Source organism: Pseudomonas taiwanensis DSM 21245 (assembly GCF_000425785.1).
Classification (GTDB): domain Bacteria; phylum Pseudomonadota; class Gammaproteobacteria; order Pseudomonadales; family Pseudomonadaceae; genus Aquipseudomonas; species Aquipseudomonas taiwanensis.
On record NZ_AUEC01000005.1, the window covers coordinates 1 to 16,249 of the forward strand.

General features: G+C 62.4%; 14 protein-coding genes and 1 pseudogene. 5 read left to right on the forward strand and 10 right to left on the reverse strand.

Annotation, left to right across the window (positions count from 1 at the left end; genetic code table 11):
• The 9 genes and pseudogenes from H620_RS25450 to rpsB all read right to left on the reverse strand — a co-directional run.
• A pseudogene (locus tag H620_RS25450) lies at nt 1-182 on the reverse strand (POTRA domain-containing protein); the annotation flags it as partial.
• 74 nt (nt 183-256) lie between these two features.
• Nucleotides 257-1,609, reverse strand: coding sequence for an RIP metalloprotease RseP (gene rseP / locus H620_RS0100010; RefSeq protein WP_027906529.1), 1,353 nt, complete (start codon nt 1,607-1,609; stop codon nt 257-259).
• Nucleotides 1,610-1,655: 46 nt separating this feature from the next.
• A complete protein-coding gene (gene ispC / locus H620_RS0100015; protein WP_023381968.1) occupies nt 1,656-2,846 on the reverse strand; it encodes a 1-deoxy-D-xylulose-5-phosphate reductoisomerase in 1,191 nt (396 codons plus the stop codon).
• Nucleotides 2,843-3,658, reverse strand: a complete 816-nt coding sequence (locus H620_RS0100020) for a phosphatidate cytidylyltransferase (protein WP_023381969.1) — start codon at nt 3,656-3,658, stop codon at nt 2,843-2,845. Before H620_RS0100020 ends, ispC begins: the two co-directional genes overlap by 4 nt.
• Nucleotides 3,658-4,413, reverse strand: coding sequence for a polyprenyl diphosphate synthase (uppS, locus tag H620_RS0100025; protein WP_023381970.1), 756 nt, complete (start codon nt 4,411-4,413; stop codon nt 3,658-3,660). Before uppS ends, H620_RS0100020 begins: the two co-directional genes overlap by 1 nt.
• A gap of 15 nt (nt 4,414-4,428) precedes the next feature.
• Nucleotides 4,429-4,986: a ribosome recycling factor gene (gene frr / locus H620_RS0100030; protein ID WP_023381971.1), complete on the reverse strand. Its 558-nt coding sequence runs from the start codon at nt 4,984-4,986 to the stop codon at nt 4,429-4,431.
• Nucleotides 4,983-5,726, reverse strand: coding sequence for a UMP kinase (gene pyrH / locus H620_RS0100035; RefSeq protein ID WP_023381972.1), 744 nt, complete (start codon nt 5,724-5,726; stop codon nt 4,983-4,985). Before pyrH ends, frr begins: the two co-directional genes overlap by 4 nt.
• Nucleotides 5,727-5,906: 180 nt before the next feature.
• Complete coding sequence (gene tsf / locus H620_RS0100040; RefSeq protein WP_023381973.1) at nt 5,907-6,770, reverse strand: translation elongation factor Ts; 864 nt, start codon at nt 6,768-6,770, stop codon at nt 5,907-5,909.
• A 187-nt stretch (nt 6,771-6,957) separates the two neighbouring features.
• A complete protein-coding gene (gene rpsB / locus H620_RS0100045) occupies nt 6,958-7,695 on the reverse strand; it encodes a 30S ribosomal protein S2 (protein WP_023381974.1) in 738 nt (245 codons plus the stop codon).
• A gap of 347 nt (nt 7,696-8,042) precedes the next feature.
• Here rpsB and map point away from each other — a divergent pair, with 347 nt between their 5' ends.
• From map to dapC, 3 genes are read left to right on the forward strand one after another with little or no spacing between them, the layout of a single operon-like run.
• Nucleotides 8,043-8,825, forward strand: coding sequence for a type I methionyl aminopeptidase (gene map, locus H620_RS0100055; protein WP_023381975.1), 783 nt, complete (start codon nt 8,043-8,045; stop codon nt 8,823-8,825).
• Nucleotides 8,826-8,864: 39 nt separating this feature from the next.
• On the forward strand, nt 8,865-11,567 hold the full coding sequence (locus tag H620_RS0100060; protein ID WP_023381976.1) for a [protein-PII] uridylyltransferase: 2,703 nt from the start codon (nt 8,865-8,867) through the stop codon (nt 11,565-11,567).
• Nucleotides 11,568-11,589: 22 nt separating this feature from the next.
• The gene (gene dapC, locus H620_RS0100065; RefSeq protein WP_023381977.1) at nt 11,590-12,786 is read left to right on the forward strand and encodes a succinyldiaminopimelate transaminase; all 1,197 of its coding nucleotides are present in this window, start codon (nt 11,590-11,592) and stop codon (nt 12,784-12,786) included.
• Between the two features lie 41 nt (nt 12,787-12,827).
• Here the strand turns inward: dapC and H620_RS0100070 are convergent, their stop codons facing one another.
• Entirely contained in the window at nt 12,828-14,474 is a 1,647-nt protein-coding gene (locus H620_RS0100070) for a Na+/H+ antiporter (RefSeq protein WP_023381978.1), read from the reverse strand.
• Between the two features lie 354 nt (nt 14,475-14,828).
• Here H620_RS0100070 and H620_RS0100075 point away from each other — a divergent pair, with 354 nt between their 5' ends.
• Both H620_RS0100075 and dapD read left to right on the forward strand, forming a co-directional pair.
• Nucleotides 14,829-15,176, forward strand: a complete 348-nt coding sequence (locus H620_RS0100075) for an ArsC family reductase (protein WP_023381979.1) — start codon at nt 14,829-14,831, stop codon at nt 15,174-15,176.
• 31 nt (nt 15,177-15,207) lie between these two features.
• The gene (dapD, locus tag H620_RS0100080) at nt 15,208-16,242 is read left to right on the forward strand and encodes a 2,3,4,5-tetrahydropyridine-2,6-dicarboxylate N-succinyltransferase (protein ID WP_023381980.1); all 1,035 of its coding nucleotides are present in this window, start codon (nt 15,208-15,210) and stop codon (nt 16,240-16,242) included.
• Nucleotides 16,243-16,249 lie beyond the last annotated feature (7 nt).

Genomic DNA, 16,249 nt, shown 5'->3' on the forward strand with positions numbered 1-16,249 from the left:
GATTCCACCAGGCGTCGGTCATCGGCCTGATCGCCCACGTTCAGGGGCAAGGCGCCAAAGACGCTGCCGGCGGACACCCGCTGCAGGCCGTTGACACGAATATCGGAGATGGTGAAGGACTCGGCGTGAACTTCAGCGATCATCAGTGCGGAGAGGACCGCAGTTAGCAGCAGACGTTTCATGAAGTCCTTTTATTCCAACTGGCAATAAACCACCCGCCGTATGAAAACGGCAGGTTCGCAATTGAGCGAATCTTTTATAGTCGACCCAGATCGTTGATCAGGGCGAGCAACATCACCCCAATGACCAAACTGATACCGATCTGGACCCCCCAACCTTGCACCCGATCCGACAGCGGACGACCGCGCGCCCACTCGACCAGGTAAAACAGCAAATGCCCCCCATCCAGTACCGGGATGGGCAGCAGGTTAAGAACCCCCAGGCTTATGCTCAGGTAGGCCAGGAAATTCAGGAAATCCCCCACGCCGGACTGGGCCGAAGCGCCCGCCACTTTAGCAATGGTTATCGGTCCGCTCAAGTTTTTTACCGAGAGCTCCCCGAACAGCATTTTCTTTAGCGATTCGAGGGTTAGCACACTCATGTTCCAGGTGCGCGACAAGCCCTCGCCCACTGCCTCGAGCGGGCCATAGCTGACTTCGCGCAGCATGCTGGCGGGCCATTCGGCGCCCTTGACTCCTGCCCCCAGGTAGCCGCCGGAGGCTTTGCCTTCGCCGCGCCGGGCCAGCGTCACCGGGACGTCCAGCGGCGCGCCATCACGCTCCACACGCAGCAACACCTTGGCTTCGGGGCGTGCGCGCACGGTGTCGACCACGTGCTGCCAGTCGCTCACCGTCACGCCATCGACGGCCAACAATTTGTCACCACTTTTGAGCCCGGCCGCTGCGGCCGGCCCCTTTGGATCGATTTCAGCCAGAACCGGCGAAATGGCCGGACGCCATGGACGCAAGCCCAGGGACTGGATCGGGTCCGGCTCGTCGGCGCCCTTGAGCCAACCCGCGAGCGTGATCTGGTACTGACGCTCGACCGTGGCTCCTTCGTCCCGCACGCCGACTTGCAGGGTGCCGCTCTCGCCCAGGCGCCGAACCAGCTGCAGGTTGACTGCCGACCAGCCACTGGTCGGTTTTCCGTCGATGGATACGATTTCCTGACCAGCGACCAAGCCCGCCGAAGCCGCCAGGCTACCGGACTCGACCGCACCGATGACCGGACGGATCTGCTGGGTGCCGAGCATGGCCAGCAGCCAGAAGAAGAAAATGGCCAGCAGGAAGTTGGCGATCGGCCCCGCCGCCACGATGGCGATACGCTGACGGACGGATTTGCGATTGAACGACTGCTCGATCAGCGCTGGCGGCACTTCACCCTCGCGTTCGTCGAGCATCTTGACGTAGCCGCCCAGCGGGATCGCCGCCACCACGAACTCGGTGCCATGGCGGTCATGCCAGCGAATCAACGGTGTGCCGAACCCCACGGAGAAGCGCAGCACCTTGACGCCACAGCGTCGGGCCACCCAGAAGTGGCCGAACTCGTGGAAAGTGACCAATACACCCAAGGCCACCAGGGTGCCGATAATCATGTAGAGCGCAGTCATATCCATCTCCGAATGACGTTCAGCGGAACCTGGAGCAAGGCCTGCATCAGCGGCCGTGGCGCCTCAACCACTCACGGGACAGTTCCCGGGCGCGCTGGTCGGCAGCGAACACCGCATCCAGCGACGGCAGCGAGACCACTGGCTCCTGGTCAAGCACCTGTTCGATCATACTCGCGATTTCTGGAAAGCGGATGCGCCGCTGGAGAAATGCCTCGACCGCCACTTCGTTGGCCGCATTGAGCACGGCAGGCGCACTGTTGCCCGCCTCGGCAGCCTGCCGCGCCAGGCGCAAGCAAGGGAAGCGTTGTTCGTCGGGCGCCTGGAAATCCAGACGAGCGATGGCGAACAAGTCCAGCGGGGCTACCCCGGAGTCGATCCGCTCGGGCCAGGCCAGGGCGTTTGCTATGGGCGTGCGCATGTCTGGATTGCCCAGCTGGGCCAGCACCGAACCGTCGACATAATCCACCAACGAGTGGATCACGCTCTGCGGGTGAACCACCACTTCGACCTTGGCCGGCGCTGCATCGAACAACCAGCATGCTTCGATCAGCTCCAGGCCCTTGTTCATCATGCTGGCCGAGTCCACGGAAATCTTGCGCCCCATGGACCAGTTAGGGTGGGCACAGGCCTGCTCCGGCGTGACATTGGCCAGGGCCGCCTGGGGCGTCTCGCGGAATGGGCCGCCCGACGCCGTCAGGAGGATGCGCCGCACCCCGACCTGAACCAGCCCACGACCGTAGTCGCCGGGCAGGCACTGGAAAATGGCATTGTGTTCACTGTCGATGGGCAACAGCACAGCGCCACTGCGCCGCACCGCATCCATGAACAGTGCGCCGGACATCACCAAGGCTTCCTTGTTGGCCAGCAACACCTTCTTGCCTGCCTCGACGGCAGCCAAGGTCGGACGCAACCCAGCGGCGCCGACGATAGCGGCCATCACCGCATCGACTTCCTGCGCCGCCGCGACCTGACACAGCCCCGCCTCGCCCTCGAGCACTTCGGTGGCACAGCGCGCGGCAGCCAGGCCCTCGCGCAGACGCGCAGCACTTTCTGCATCCGGCACCACTGCATAGACCGGATCATGGCGAACGCACAGTGCCAGCAACTCGTCGATACGCGAATAACCGCTGAGCGCGAACACCCGATAGCGCTCGGGATGGCGAGCGATCACATCCAGCGTGCTAAGGCCAATGGACCCGGTAGCGCCGAGTACGGTAATGCGTTGCAGCGTACTCACATCACACCCCATTCAGCCGCCCACAGCAGCACCGCGAAGATCGGGATCGCCGCCGTCAGGCTGTCGATGCGATCGAGCACGCCGCCGTGACCTGGCAGCAGGTTGCTGCTGTCCTTGATGCCCGAGCGGCGCTTGAACATGCTCTCGGTCAGGTCACCCACTACCGAGGACATGACCACTACCGCAGCGCCCAGCAGCCCCAGGACGATCTGGCCGAAGCTCCAGTCCCGGCTGATACCCACCACCAGGGTGATGAGCAGGCACAGGGCCAGACCGCCATAGACGCCTTCCCAGCTCTTGCCTGGGCTGACCTGCGCAGCCAGCTTGCGCTTGCCGAAAGCACGCCCGGAGAAATAAGCCCCGATATCGGCCGCCCAGACCAGCACCATGACCGACAGGATCAACCAGTTGCCCAACGGCCAATGCTTGAGCAAGACCAGCCCTTGCCAGGCCGGCAGCAGCACCAGCAAGCCGATCAGCAATCGGCAGGCGGCGCTGGCCCAAAGCTCGCTGCTGCGTGGGTAGGTGAGCACCAGCCAGGTGGCCAGCCCCCACCAGATCACCGCCGCACCCAGCACCCAGGGCGCAAGGTCGGGCATCAGGTAGAGCAGCATCAGCGCCCCGGCAACCACGGCGGCGTAGGCAATACGCAGCGGCTGGGCCATCAGCCCGGCCAGGCGCGCCCACTCCCAGGCACCAAGGGTGACCACGAAGCCGATGAACAGGGCGAAATCCCCGCCGTTGAGCAGGAAAAAGCCGCCCAGCGCGACCGGCAGCAGGATCAGCGCAGTAATGATGCGTTGTTTAAGCATTAAGCACGAGCTCCAGCCTCGACCTGCTCGCTGGTCTTACCGAAGCGGCGCTGGCGCGAAGCGAAATCGGCCAACGCGTTGCGCATGGCCTCGTGTTTGAAGTCCGGCCAATAGAGGTCGGAGAAATACAGCTCGGCATAAGCCAGCTGCCAAAGCAGGAAGTTGCTGATGCGGTGCTCGCCGCCGGTGCGAATGCACAGGTCGGGCAAAGGCAGCTCCCCCGTCGCCAGGCAAGTCTGCAACAAGTCAGGCGTGATGTCCTCCGGACGCAGGTGGCCGGCCTGGACTTCACGGGCCAGGCGCTGGGCGGCCTGGGCGATATCCCATTGACCGCCATAATTGGCGGCGATCTGCAGGATGAAGCGGTTGTTGCCCGCAGTCAGCGCCTCGGCTTCACGCATGGCCGCCTGCAGCTCAGGATGGAAACGCGAGCGATCACCGATGATGCGCAAGCTGATGTTGTTCTCGTTTAGCCGCTTGGCCTCACGACGCAGGGCCGAGAAGAACAACTCCATCAGCGCCCCTACCTCATCGGCCGGACGCTGCCAGTTCTCGCTGGAGAACGCGAACAGGGTCAGCACCTCGACCCCGGACTGCGCGCACACTTCGATGACCGCACGAACGGCGTCGACGCCCGCCTTGTGCCCGGCAACGCCGGGCAACAGACGCTTTTTCGCCCAGCGATTGTTGCCATCCATGATGATCGCGACGTGACGCGGCACCGAAGACAGTGCCGCCAGCTTGGTCTTTTCCATTAAAAAACCTCGGCCTTAGACGGCCATAAGGTCCTTTTCCTTGGCTTTGAACGCAGCGTCGATTTCGGCGACGAACTTGTCGGTCAGCTTCTGGATCTCGTCCGCGGCGCGGCGTTCTTCGTCTTCGCTGATTTCCTTGTCCTTGGTCAGCTTCTTCAGGTCGGCGAGTGCGTCACGACGAACGTTACGTACCGCCACCTTGGCATCTTCGGCGACGCCGCTGGCCTGCTTGGTGTAACCCTTGCGGGTTTCCTCGGTCAGGGCAGGCATCGGAACACGGATGGTGGTGCCGGCGCTGGAGGGGTTCAGGCCCAGGTCGGAGGTCAGGATCGCCTTCTCGATGGCGGCGCTGAGGTTCTTGTCGTGGGCGACGATCTTCAGGGTACGGGCGTCTTCGACGGTGATCGCGGCCACCTGGTTCAGCGGCATCTCGCTGCCCCACGCAGGGACCTTGACGCTGTCCAGAATGCTTGGGTGGGCGCGACCGGTGCGGATCGCCGCCAGGTTGCGACCCAGGGCCTCGATGGACTTGGTCATGCGCTCCTGAGCGTCTTTCTTGATGTCGTTGATCATGCTTCGCCTTCCTCGATCAAAGTACCTTCAGCGCCACCCACCACGATATTCAGCAGGGCGCCAGGCTTGTTCATGTTGAATACCCGCAATGGCATCTTGTGGTCGCGGCACAGGCAGATTGCGGTCAGATCCATAACGCCGAGCTTGCGATCCAGAACCTCGTCGTAGGTCAGGTGATCGAACTTCTCGGCATGCGGATCCTTGAATGGATCGGCAGTGTACACACCATCGACCTTGGTCGCCTTCAGCACAACGTCGGCATCGATTTCGATGGCGCGCAGACAGGCTGCGGAGTCGGTGGTGAAGAACGGATTGCCGGTACCGGCGGAGAAAATTACCACATCCCCGGAGTTGAGGTGGCGAATAGCTTTGCGACGATCGTAATGATCGGTGACACCGACCATGGAAATGGCCGACATGACCAGGGCCGGGATGTTCGAACGCTCCAAGGCGTCGCGCATGGCCAGGGCGTTCATCACGGTGGCCAGCATACCCATGTGGTCACCGGTGACGCGATCCATACCGGCTGCACTGAGCGCGGCGCCGCGGAACAGGTTACCACCGCCGATCACCAGGCCAACCTGGACGCCGATACCGACCAATTGGCCGACTTCCAGGGCCATGCGATCCAGCACCTTCGGGTCGATCCCGAAGTCTTCCGAGCCCATCAGGGCCTCGCCGCTAAGTTTGAGCAAAATGCGTTTATAGCGAGGTTGGCGACCACTCACCTGCTGAGCCATTGCGAGTCTCTCCTGCGGCGTACTGTAGAAAATTCCGTGCGGGCTGTTTGCAGCCTGCTAACTGTAGCGTGGCACCGTTTTGGTGCCAGCAGAGACCGGTTCGATAAACCCGTCTCCGTTTTGACAAAGAGGCTGCGCGCGTGAGCGGGCAGCCTCTTTGGGGCGACAGACGAGTCTGTCTTACTGCTTGGCGGCAGCGACCTGAGCGGCAACTTCTTCAGCGAAGTTGTCGACTGGCTTCTCGATGCCTTCGCCGACTTTGAAGTAGGTGAAGGAAACGATTTCAGCACCGGCTTTCTTGGCCAGCTCGCCAACTTTGACTTCTGGGTTCATGACGAAAGCTTGCTCGACCAGCGAAGCTTCGGCCAGGAACTTCGAGATACGACCCTTGATCATGTTCTCGACGATGTTTTCTGGCTTGCCAGCGATCTTGTCAGCGTTCAGCTGCAGGAAGACGCCCTTCTCACGCTCGATGGCTTCAGGGGAAACTTCCGAAGGCAGCAGGAACTCTGGGTTCGAAGCTGCGACGTGCATGGCGATGTTCTTGGCCAGTTCAACGTCACCGCCTTTCAGAACAACGGCTGCGCCGATCTTGTTACCGTGCAGGTAAGCACCGACAACGTCACCTTCAACGCGCACCAGGCGACGGATGTTGACGTTTTCGCCGCACTTGGCAACCAGGGCTTCACGAGCGGATTCGCGCGAAGCGATCAGCGGAGCGGCGTCGGTCAGCTTCTGAGCGAAAGCTTCTTCGATGCTTTCAGCAACGAAGGCCTTGAAGTCATCTTGCAGGGCCAGGAAGTCGGTCTGCGAGTTCACTTCCAGCAGGACAGCGGCCTTGCCGTCGGTCTTGACGGCGATGGCGCCTTCGGCGGCAACGTTGCCAGCCTTCTTGGCGGCCTTGATGGCGCCCGAGGCACGCATGTCGTCAATGGCTTTCTCGATGTCGCCGCCGGCCTTTTCCAGGGCCTTTTTGCAATCCATCATGCCTTCGCCGGTACGCTCGCGCAGTTCTTTGACCAGCGCTGCAGTAATTGCTGCCATTTCAAAATCCTCTTGGAAAGTTTTTCAACCATTCCACCCGCTTGTGACGGGCGTTCAATTCTGCAAATCCACTGCTTTTATCGTCAGCGACCCATGATGCGGGGCCGTTGCTGACAGCAGGATTTCAAGGTGGCAAAAAGGGGGCCAAGCCCCCTTTTTGCGTGCCAAGTCAGACGCTAAGCGTCAATTACTCAGCAGCAGGTGCAGCCGCTTCTTCAGCGTAGACTTCGGTGCCGCCAGCAACGTTGTTGCGGCCGCGGATGACGGCGTCAGCCATCGAAGTCATGTACAGCTCGATGGCGCGAATGGCGTCGTCGTTACCTGGGATGACGAAATCAACACCTTCCGGGCTGCTGTTGGTATCGACAACGCCGATGACCGGGATGCCCAGCTTGTTGGCTTCGGTGATAGCAATGCGCTCGTGCTCAACGTCGATCACGAACAGGGCATCAGGCAGACCGCCCATGTCCTTGATACCGCCCAGGCTGCGATCCAGCTTTTCCAGATCACGGGTGCGCATCAGGGCTTCTTTCTTGGTCAGCTTGGCGAAGGTGCCATCTTCGGCCTGGGTTTCCAGGTCGCGCAGACGCTTGATCGAAGCACGGATGGTTTTGTAGTTGGTCAGCATGCCGCCCAACCAACGGTGGTCAACGTATGGCGAACCGCAACGAGCAGCTTGCTCGGCGACGATCTTGCCGGCGGAACGCTTGGTGCCGACGAACAGGATCTTGTTCTTGCCCTGGGCCAGGCGCTCTACGAACGACAGAGCGTCGTTGAACATCGGCAGGGTTTTTTCCAGGTTGATGATGTGAATCTTGTTACGCGCGCCGAAAATGAACTTGCCCATTTTCGGGTTCCAGTAACGGGTCTGGTGGCCGAAGTGCACACCGGCCTTCAGCATATCGCGCATATTGACTTGGGACATGATAGTTCCTTGATAAGTCGGGTTGGGCCTCCACGTATCCCAATGACCAACCCGCGATTCCGAAGAGTCGGGGCACCCAGGCCATCGTGTCGACACGTGTGTGGGGTTTAGTACTCTCGGGGTCGTCCCCGAAAGCGGCGCATTTTATACCACAGACCGCAGGCGAACGGAACCCGAATAAGGTCTCGTCCGTCAGCGTTTTTTGCAGCACCCTGGCTTTCAGGCCAGAATGCCCTCTATAGACAGCAGGACGACCGCCTTTATCCCGACCGATTGCCGCCCTGCTCTGGTAGAATCCGGCCTTTCCCGTTTGTTCGCGCCATCGATGGCGCCGTAGAGAGCCTGCAATGACCGTCACCATCAAGACCGCAGAAGACATCGAGAAGATGCGCATCGCCGGCCGCCTGGCCGCCGAAGTGCTCGAAATGATCGAAGAGCACGTCAAGCCCGGTGTCACCACCGAGGAGCTGGACCGCCTGTGCCACGACTACATCGTCAACGTCCAGCAGGCCATCCCGGCCCCGCTCAACTACAAGGGCTACCCCAAGTCGATCTGCACCTCGATCAACCACGTCGTCTGCCATGGCATTCCCAACGACAAGCCGCTCAAGGACGGTGACACCATCAACATCGACGTGACCGTCATCAAGGATGGCTACCACGGCGATACCAGCCGCATGTTCCACGTCGGCACCGTCGCCCCCTGGGCCGAGCGCCTGTCCAAGGTGACGCAAGAGTGCATGTACAAGGCCATCGAGCTGGTCAAGCCGGGCTGCCGCCTGGGTGACATCGGCGAGGTCATCCAGAAGCACGCCGAGAAGAACGGCTTTTCGGTGGTGCGCGAGTTCTGCGGCCACGGCATCGGCAAGGTGTTCCACGAAGAGCCGCAGATCCTGCACTACGGCAAGGCCGGCACCGGCATGGAGCTCAAGGAAGGCATGACCTTCACCATCGAGCCGATGATCAACCAGGGCAAGGCCGACACCAAGGTATTGGGCGACGGCTGGACCGCCATCACCAAGGACCGCAAGCTCTCGGCCCAGTGGGAACACACCCTGGTGGTCACCGCCACCGGCTACGAGATCTTCACCCTGCGCAAGGACGATACCATCCCGCGCACCTCGGCTTGAGCCCACACTAGGCAAACACTCAGACAGGAACGCGACGCGATGCCCCAGGTGGATCCCGAGCTGTTCGACCGCGGCCAGTTCCAGGCGGAACTGGCCCTCAAGGCGAGCCCTATCGCCGCCTTCAAGAAAGCCATCCGCCAGGCGGGCGAGGTGCTTGACCGGCGTTTTCGCAGCGGCCGCGAAATCCGCCGACTGATCGAGGATCGCGCCTGGCTCGTCGACAACATCCTGCAACAAGCCTGGAACCAGTTCGATTGGGGCGACCAAAGCGGGATCGCCCTGGTTGCAGTGGGTGGGTATGGACGCGGTGAACTGCACCCCTATTCGGACATCGACCTGCTGATTCTGCTGGGTGCCGCCGAACACGAACAGTACCGCGACGCCATCGAGCGCTTCCTCACCCTGTTGTGGGACATCGGCCTGGAAGTTGGCCAGAGCGTTCGTACCGTCGACGAATGCGCAGAACAAGCCCGCGCCGACCTGACGGTAATCACCAACCTGATGGAAAGCCGCACCATTGCTGGCCCGGAGAGCCTGCGTCAGCGCATGCTGGACGTCACCAGCACCGCACACATGTGGCCGAGCAAGGAGTTCTTCCTGGCCAAGCGCGCCGAACTCAAGGCCCGCCACCACAAGTACAACGACACCGAGTACAACCTCGAACCCAATGTCAAAGGTTCTCCCGGCGGCCTGCGCGACATCCAGACCGTGCTGTGGGTGGCTCGACGCCAGTACGGCACGCTGAACCTGCATGCCCTGGCCGGCGAAGGCTTCCTGCTGGAAAGCGAGAACGAGCTGCTGGCGTCCTCCCAGGACTTCCTGTGGAGGGTGCGCTACGCCCTGCACATGCTGGCCGGTCGCGCCGAGGACCGCCTGCTGTTCGACCACCAGCGCAGCATCGCCGCGCTACTGGGCTACAGCGACGAGAACCCCAAGCGGGCCATCGAGCAGTTCATGCAGCAGTACTACCGCGTGGTCATGAGCATCAGCCAGTTGTGCGACCTGATCATCCAGCATTTCGAGGAAGTGATCCTCGCCGATGACGACAGCGGCGCCACGCAACCTCTGAATGCGCGCTTCCGCCTGCACGACGGCTATATCGAAGCGGTCAATGCGAACGTGTTCAAACGCACGCCCTTCGCCATGCTGGAAATCTTCGTGCTGATGGCCCAGCACCCGGAAATCAAGGGTGTACGCGCCGACACCGTGCGCCTGCTGCGCGAGCACCGTCACCTGATCGACGAAACGTTCCGCCACGACATCCGCAACACCAGCCTGTTCATCGAACTGTTCAAGTGCGAAATCGGCATCCACCGCAACCTGCGGCGCATGAACCGCTACGGCATTCTTGGCCGCTATCTGCCGGAGTTCGGCCTGATCGTGGGGCAGATGCAGCATGACCTGTTCCATATCTATACGGTCGATGCCCACACGCTCAACCTCATCAAGCACCTGCGCAAGCTGCAGTACACGCCAGTGTCCGAAAAATTCCCGCTGGCCAGCAAGCTCATGGGACGACTGCCCAAGCCCGAACTCATCTACCTGGCCGGCCTTTACCATGACATCGGTAAAGGCCGCCAGGGCGACCACTCCGAACTGGGCGCGGTGGACGCCAAGGCCTTCTGCGAGCGCCACCAACTCCCAGCCTGGGATAGCCGCCTGATCGCCTGGCTGGTGCTGAACCACCTGGTGATGTCCACCACCGCCCAGCGCAAGGACCTGTCCGACCCGCAGGTGATCAATGACTTCGCCCTGCATGTCGGCGATGAAACCCGCCTGGACTACCTCTACGTGCTGACCGTGGCCGACATCAACGCCACCAACCCCAGCCTGTGGAACTCTTGGCGCGCCAGCCTGCTGCGCCAGCTCTACACCGAGACCAAGCGTGCCCTGCGCAGGGGCCTGGAAAACCCGCTGGATCGCGAAGAACAGATTCGCCAGACCCAGACCGCAGCGCTGGACATCCTGGTGCGCGAAGGCACCGACCCGGACGATGTCGAGCAGCTCTGGTCGCAGCTGGGCGATGACTATTTCTTGCGCCATACCGCCGCCGACGTGGCCTGGCACAGTGATGCGATCCTGCAGCAGCCGGCGGACGGCGGGCCACTGGTGTTGATCAAGGAAACCACCCAGCGCGAGTTCGAGGGCGGGACGCAGATCTTCATCTATGCCCCTGACCAACACGACTTCTTCGCCGTGACCGTGGCGGCCATGTCCCAGCTCAACCTGAACATCCACGATGCCCGGATCATCACCTCGAGCAGCCAGTTCACCCTCGACACCTACATCGTGCTCGACAACGACGGCGGGTCGATCGGCGACAACCCGCAGCGGGTCAAGCAGATTCGCGATGGCCTGACCGAAGCGCTGCGCAACCCCGAGGACTACCCGACCATCATCCAGCGCCGGGTGCCGCGCCAGCTCAAGCACTTCACCTTCGCGCCGCAGGTAACCATCCACAACGATGCGCAGCGCCCGGTGACCATCCTGGAAATCACCGCTCCCGACCGCCCCGGCCTGCTGGCGCGGATCGGACGGATCTTCCTGGAGTTCGACCTGTCGCTGCAGAACGCCAAGATCGCCACCCTCGGCGAACGGGTCGAGGACGTGTTCTTCATCACCGACGCCGACAACCAGCCGCTGTCCGACCCACAACTGTGCAGCCGCCTGCAGGAAGCGATCGTCCAGCAGTTGCAGGCTGGCCAGGCCAGCGATGCCAGCCCCACCCGCGTGACCTTTTAACGATTGACGAGACCTTGCGCCGATGAATCATGCCTTGACCCAGCTGCAGCCCTACCCGTTCGAGAAACTCCGTGCCCTGCTGGGCAGCGTGAAACCGGCCGCGGACAAACGCGCCATCGCCCTGTCCATTGGCGAGCCGAAGCACGAGTCGCCGGCCTTCGTCGCCAAGGCCATGGCCGACAACCTCGACAAACTGGCGGTGTACCCGAGCACCATCGGCCTGCCGGCATTGCGCCAGGCCATCGGCCAGTGGTGCGAGCGCCGCTTTGGCGTGCCAACCGGCTGGCTGGACGCCGACCGCCACATCCTGCCGGTGAACGGCACCCGTGAGGCACTGTTCGCCTTCACCCAGGCCGTGGTCAACCGCGCCGACGATGGCCTGGTGGTCAGCCCCAACCCGTTCTACCAGATCTACGAAGGCGCGGCCCTGCTGGCCGGGGCCACGCCGCACTACTTGCCCTGCCTGGAAGCCAACGGATTCAACCCCGACTTCGACGCAGTGCCGGTCGAGGTCTGGAAGCGCTGCCAAATCCTCTTCCTGTGCTCCCCGGGCAACCCGACAGGTGCCCTGGTACCAATGGACACCCTGAAGAAACTGATCGCCCTGGCCGACGAGCATGACTTCGTGATTGCCGCCGACGAGTGCTACAGCGAGCTGTACTTCGACGAGGACGCCCCGCCACCTGGCCTGCTGACCGCTTGCGCCGAGCTTGGCCGTAGCGACTTCAAGCGCTGCGTGGTGTTCCACAGCCTGTCCAAGCGCTCCAACCTGCCAGGACTGCGCTCGGGCTTCGTGGCCGGTGACGCCTCGATCATCAAGCCGTTTTTGCTGTACCGCACCTACCACGGCTGCGCGATGCCGGTTCAGACCCAGCTGGCCAGCATCGCAGCCTGGCAGGACGAAGCCCATGTGCGCGACAACCGCGACCAGTACCGCGCCAAGTACGACGCCGTGCTGGACATCCTGCAACCGGTGCTGGATGTGCAGCGCCCGGATGGCAGTTTCTACCTGTGGGCCAAGGTCCCGGGCAGCGACGCCGACTTCACCCGCGACCTGTTCGAGGCCCAGCATGTGACCGTGGTACCAGGCTCATACCTTTCGCGTGAAGTTAACGGCGTGAATCCAGGGGCTGGTCGAGTGCGCATGGCCCTGGTTGCGCCGCTGGCCGAGTGTATCGAAGCGGCGGAGCGGATTCGCCAGTTCCTGCAAAGCCGCTGAAGACGAAGGGCCGCCACGCGGCCCTCCGACAGACAGATCCGCTACTTGACCTGCCCTAGGTTGGCTTCACTCAGATCCAGCTCGCCCAGCACTTGGCGCACGACCTCATCGCCCACCAAGTGCTGGCGGTGCAGGTTGTACAGCTCAAGACGCTGGGCCCGCAGCGCACGCAAGCGCAGTCGCCGCTCCAGCAAGTCCATCTGCTCGGCCAGTGCCCGCGCTTCGGCGGTGTCGTTGTAGCTGTCCAGCTCGTCCCGGTATTCGGCCATCAACCGCGCCTTCAGCTCGGTGGCCAAGGTCGCCTGCGCCGCATCCTGGGGTGCGCTGGCATCGATCACTTCTTCTGCCTCCAAGGCATGAATGGCCGCCTCCGCGGTGCGCCGCCAGGCTTCCTGCACTTCCTGGTGCAAACGCTCATCCGGACTTCTGGTAACGCCCCGCAGCAGGAACGGCAAGGCGACGCACGCGCTGATCAACGACAACAGGATCACCCCCGCGGCGATGAAAATCAGCAGATCACGCTCGGGAAACGCCTTGCCCGCCCCTATCAGCAGCGGGATAGACATCACACCAGCCAGCGTCACGGCACCGCGCACGCCGCCCAGAGTCAACAGCCAGCAAGAGCGCGCGGTGGGCATCAGCACCAGGTCCGGTTTACCGCGCCAACGCCGCACCACACCGATCGCTCGCCAGATGCTCTGTACCCACACGAAACGCAGCAGTATCAACGCAGCGAAGATCGCCAGCACATCGAGACAGCGCCAGGCCAGGGTCGGCCAGACAGTGGTCTCATGGCTGACCACCGCCTTGATGATGTCCGGCAACTGCAGGCCCAGCAGCAGGAAGATCAGGCCATTGAAGGCGAACTCCAGCAACGACCAGACACTGCGGTTCAACAGCCGTGTGCTGGTCTGGCGGGGCAGCAGGTCGAGCCAGCTCTGCATCATGCCGGCAGCCACGGCGGAAAGAATGCCAGAAACGCCCAGGCGCTCGGCCAATACGTAGGCCGCGAACGGCAGCAGCAGCATGAACACGACATGGGTGGCCGGGTCGTCCCAGCCCCGGGCGATCATCCACGCACGCAGGCGGCCGATCAGCCAACTAAGCGCGACCCCCACCGCCAAGCCACCGATGGCAACGAGGACGAAACTCATGCCCGCGTCGGCAAGCGAGAATGCCCCTGTGATCGCCGCTGCCAGGGCGAACTTGAAGGTCACCAGGCCCGAGGCATCGTTCAACAGCGCCTCGCCCTGCAGCATGTGCATGAGCGGGGTTGGCAGGCGGTCCTGGGTGATGGCCGACACAGCCACGGCGTCGGTGGGCGAAAGCACGGCTGCCAACGCGAACGCTACCGGCAGCGGGATAGTAGGCAACAGCCAGTGGATGAAATATCCGGCGCCGACCACGGTGAACAGCACCAGGCCCACCGCCAGGGCCACCACTGGTCCGCGAATACGCCACAGCTCACGCTTGGGAATGCGCCAGCCATCGGCGAACAGCAACGGTGGCAGGAACAGGAACAGAAACAGTTCTGGGTCCAGGGCCACATGCAGGCCCAGGGTCGGCCATGCCAGCAAGGCGCCAGCGGCGATCTGCACCAATGGCAGCGGTAGCGGAATGACTCGCCCGACCAGTTTCGACACGCTTACCAGCGTCAGCAGGATGAGGACGGTGTAGGCGGACTGCATCCGTGAAAGCTTCCTTTGTGAACCAAAAACGACATCAGGGCGAAACATCGCCATTGAAACAATATGTTAGCGGGGATAGGTAAATCGAGACCGCTGCACGATAGTCGCAGGTGGCAAATGTATATGTAACATGATGATACTGGGGTCATGGCTGGCAGGTGTGCGCCTTAAGATCTTGGCGCCCAAGAGATAGAGCGCCCGAAATTTCAAGGCAGGCACCTGGCAATCTCCGAGGTGCTGCAGGACACAAGGCATGCACACCCGTGGCGCTCAAAGAATCGTTCCCGCATAATCCCGCGACTGACATTCGGAAAACGGAGAGATTGGGGGCACCTTTGAACCCCAATGTACGCGATGACTTACACGCTCTACGGCATCAAAGCCTGTGACACCATGAAAAAAGCCCGCACATGGCTCGAAGAACACGCCATCGGCTACGAATTCCACGACTACAAGACTCAAGGCATCGACCGCGACAGCCTGAACCGCTGGTGCGATGAACACGGCTGGGAAGTCATCCTCAACCGTGCCGGCACCACCTTCCGCAAGCTCGACGACGCCAGCAAGGCCGATCTCGACCAGGCCAAGGCCGTGGAGCTGATGCTGGCCCAGCCGTCGATGATCAAGCGCCCGGTGCTCGACCTCGGCGCACGCACGCTGGTTGGCTTCAAGCCTGACCTGTACGGCGCTGCGCTGGCCTGAGCCCACCCCCTATTTCGCACGAGGTAATCACATGTCCAATAACCTGTTCAGCCTGGCCTTCGGTGTCGGCTCCCAGAACCGCCAGGGCGCCTGGCTCGAAGTCTTCTACGCACAACCCCTGCTCAACCCGAGTGCCGAGCTGGTCGCCGCCGTTGCGCCGATCCTCGGTTACCAAGGTGGCAACCAGGCCATCGCCTTCAGCAACGCCCAGGCCGCGCAACTGGCCGAAGCCCTCAAAGGCGTCGATGCCGCCCAGGCCGCCCTGCTGACCCGCCTGGCCGAAAGCCACAAGCCACTGGTCGCCACCCTGCTGGCCGAAGACGCCGCACTGACCTCGACCCCAGAGGCCTACCTGAAGCTGCACCTGCTGTCGCACCGTCTGGTCAAGCCGCACGGCGTAAGCCTGGCCGGCATCTTCCCGCTGCTGCCGAACGTCGCCTGGACCAACCAGGGCGCCGTTGACCTGGCCGAGCTGGCTGAGCTGCAACTGGAAGCACGCCTGAAGGGCGAGCTGCTGGAAGTGTTCTCGGTGGACAAGTTCCCGAAGATGACCGACTACGTGGTTCCGGCTGGCGTGCGTATCGCCGATACCGCCCGTGTACGTCTGGGCGCCTACATCGGCGAAGGCACCACCATCATGCACGAAGGCTTCGTCAACTTTAACGCCGGCACCGAAGGCCCGGGCATGATCGAAGGCCGCGTCTCGGCTGGTGTGTTCGTCGGCAAGGGCTCGGACCTGGGTGGCGGCTGCTCGACCATGGGTACCCTGTCCGGTGGCGGCAACATCGTCATCAAGGTCGGCGAAGGCTGCCTGATCGGCGCCAACGCCGGCATCGGTATCCCGCTGGGCGATCGCAACACCGTGGAAGCCGGTCTGTACATCACTGCCGGCACCAAGGTGAACCTGCTCGACGAAAACAACGAGCTGGTCAAAGTGGTCAAGGCCCGCGACCTGGCCGGTCAGACCGACCTGCTGTTCCGCCGCAACTCGCTGAACGGCGCCGTCGAGTGCAAGACCCACAAGTCGGCCATCGAGCTGAATGAGGCGCTGCACGCCCATAACTGAGAACCCT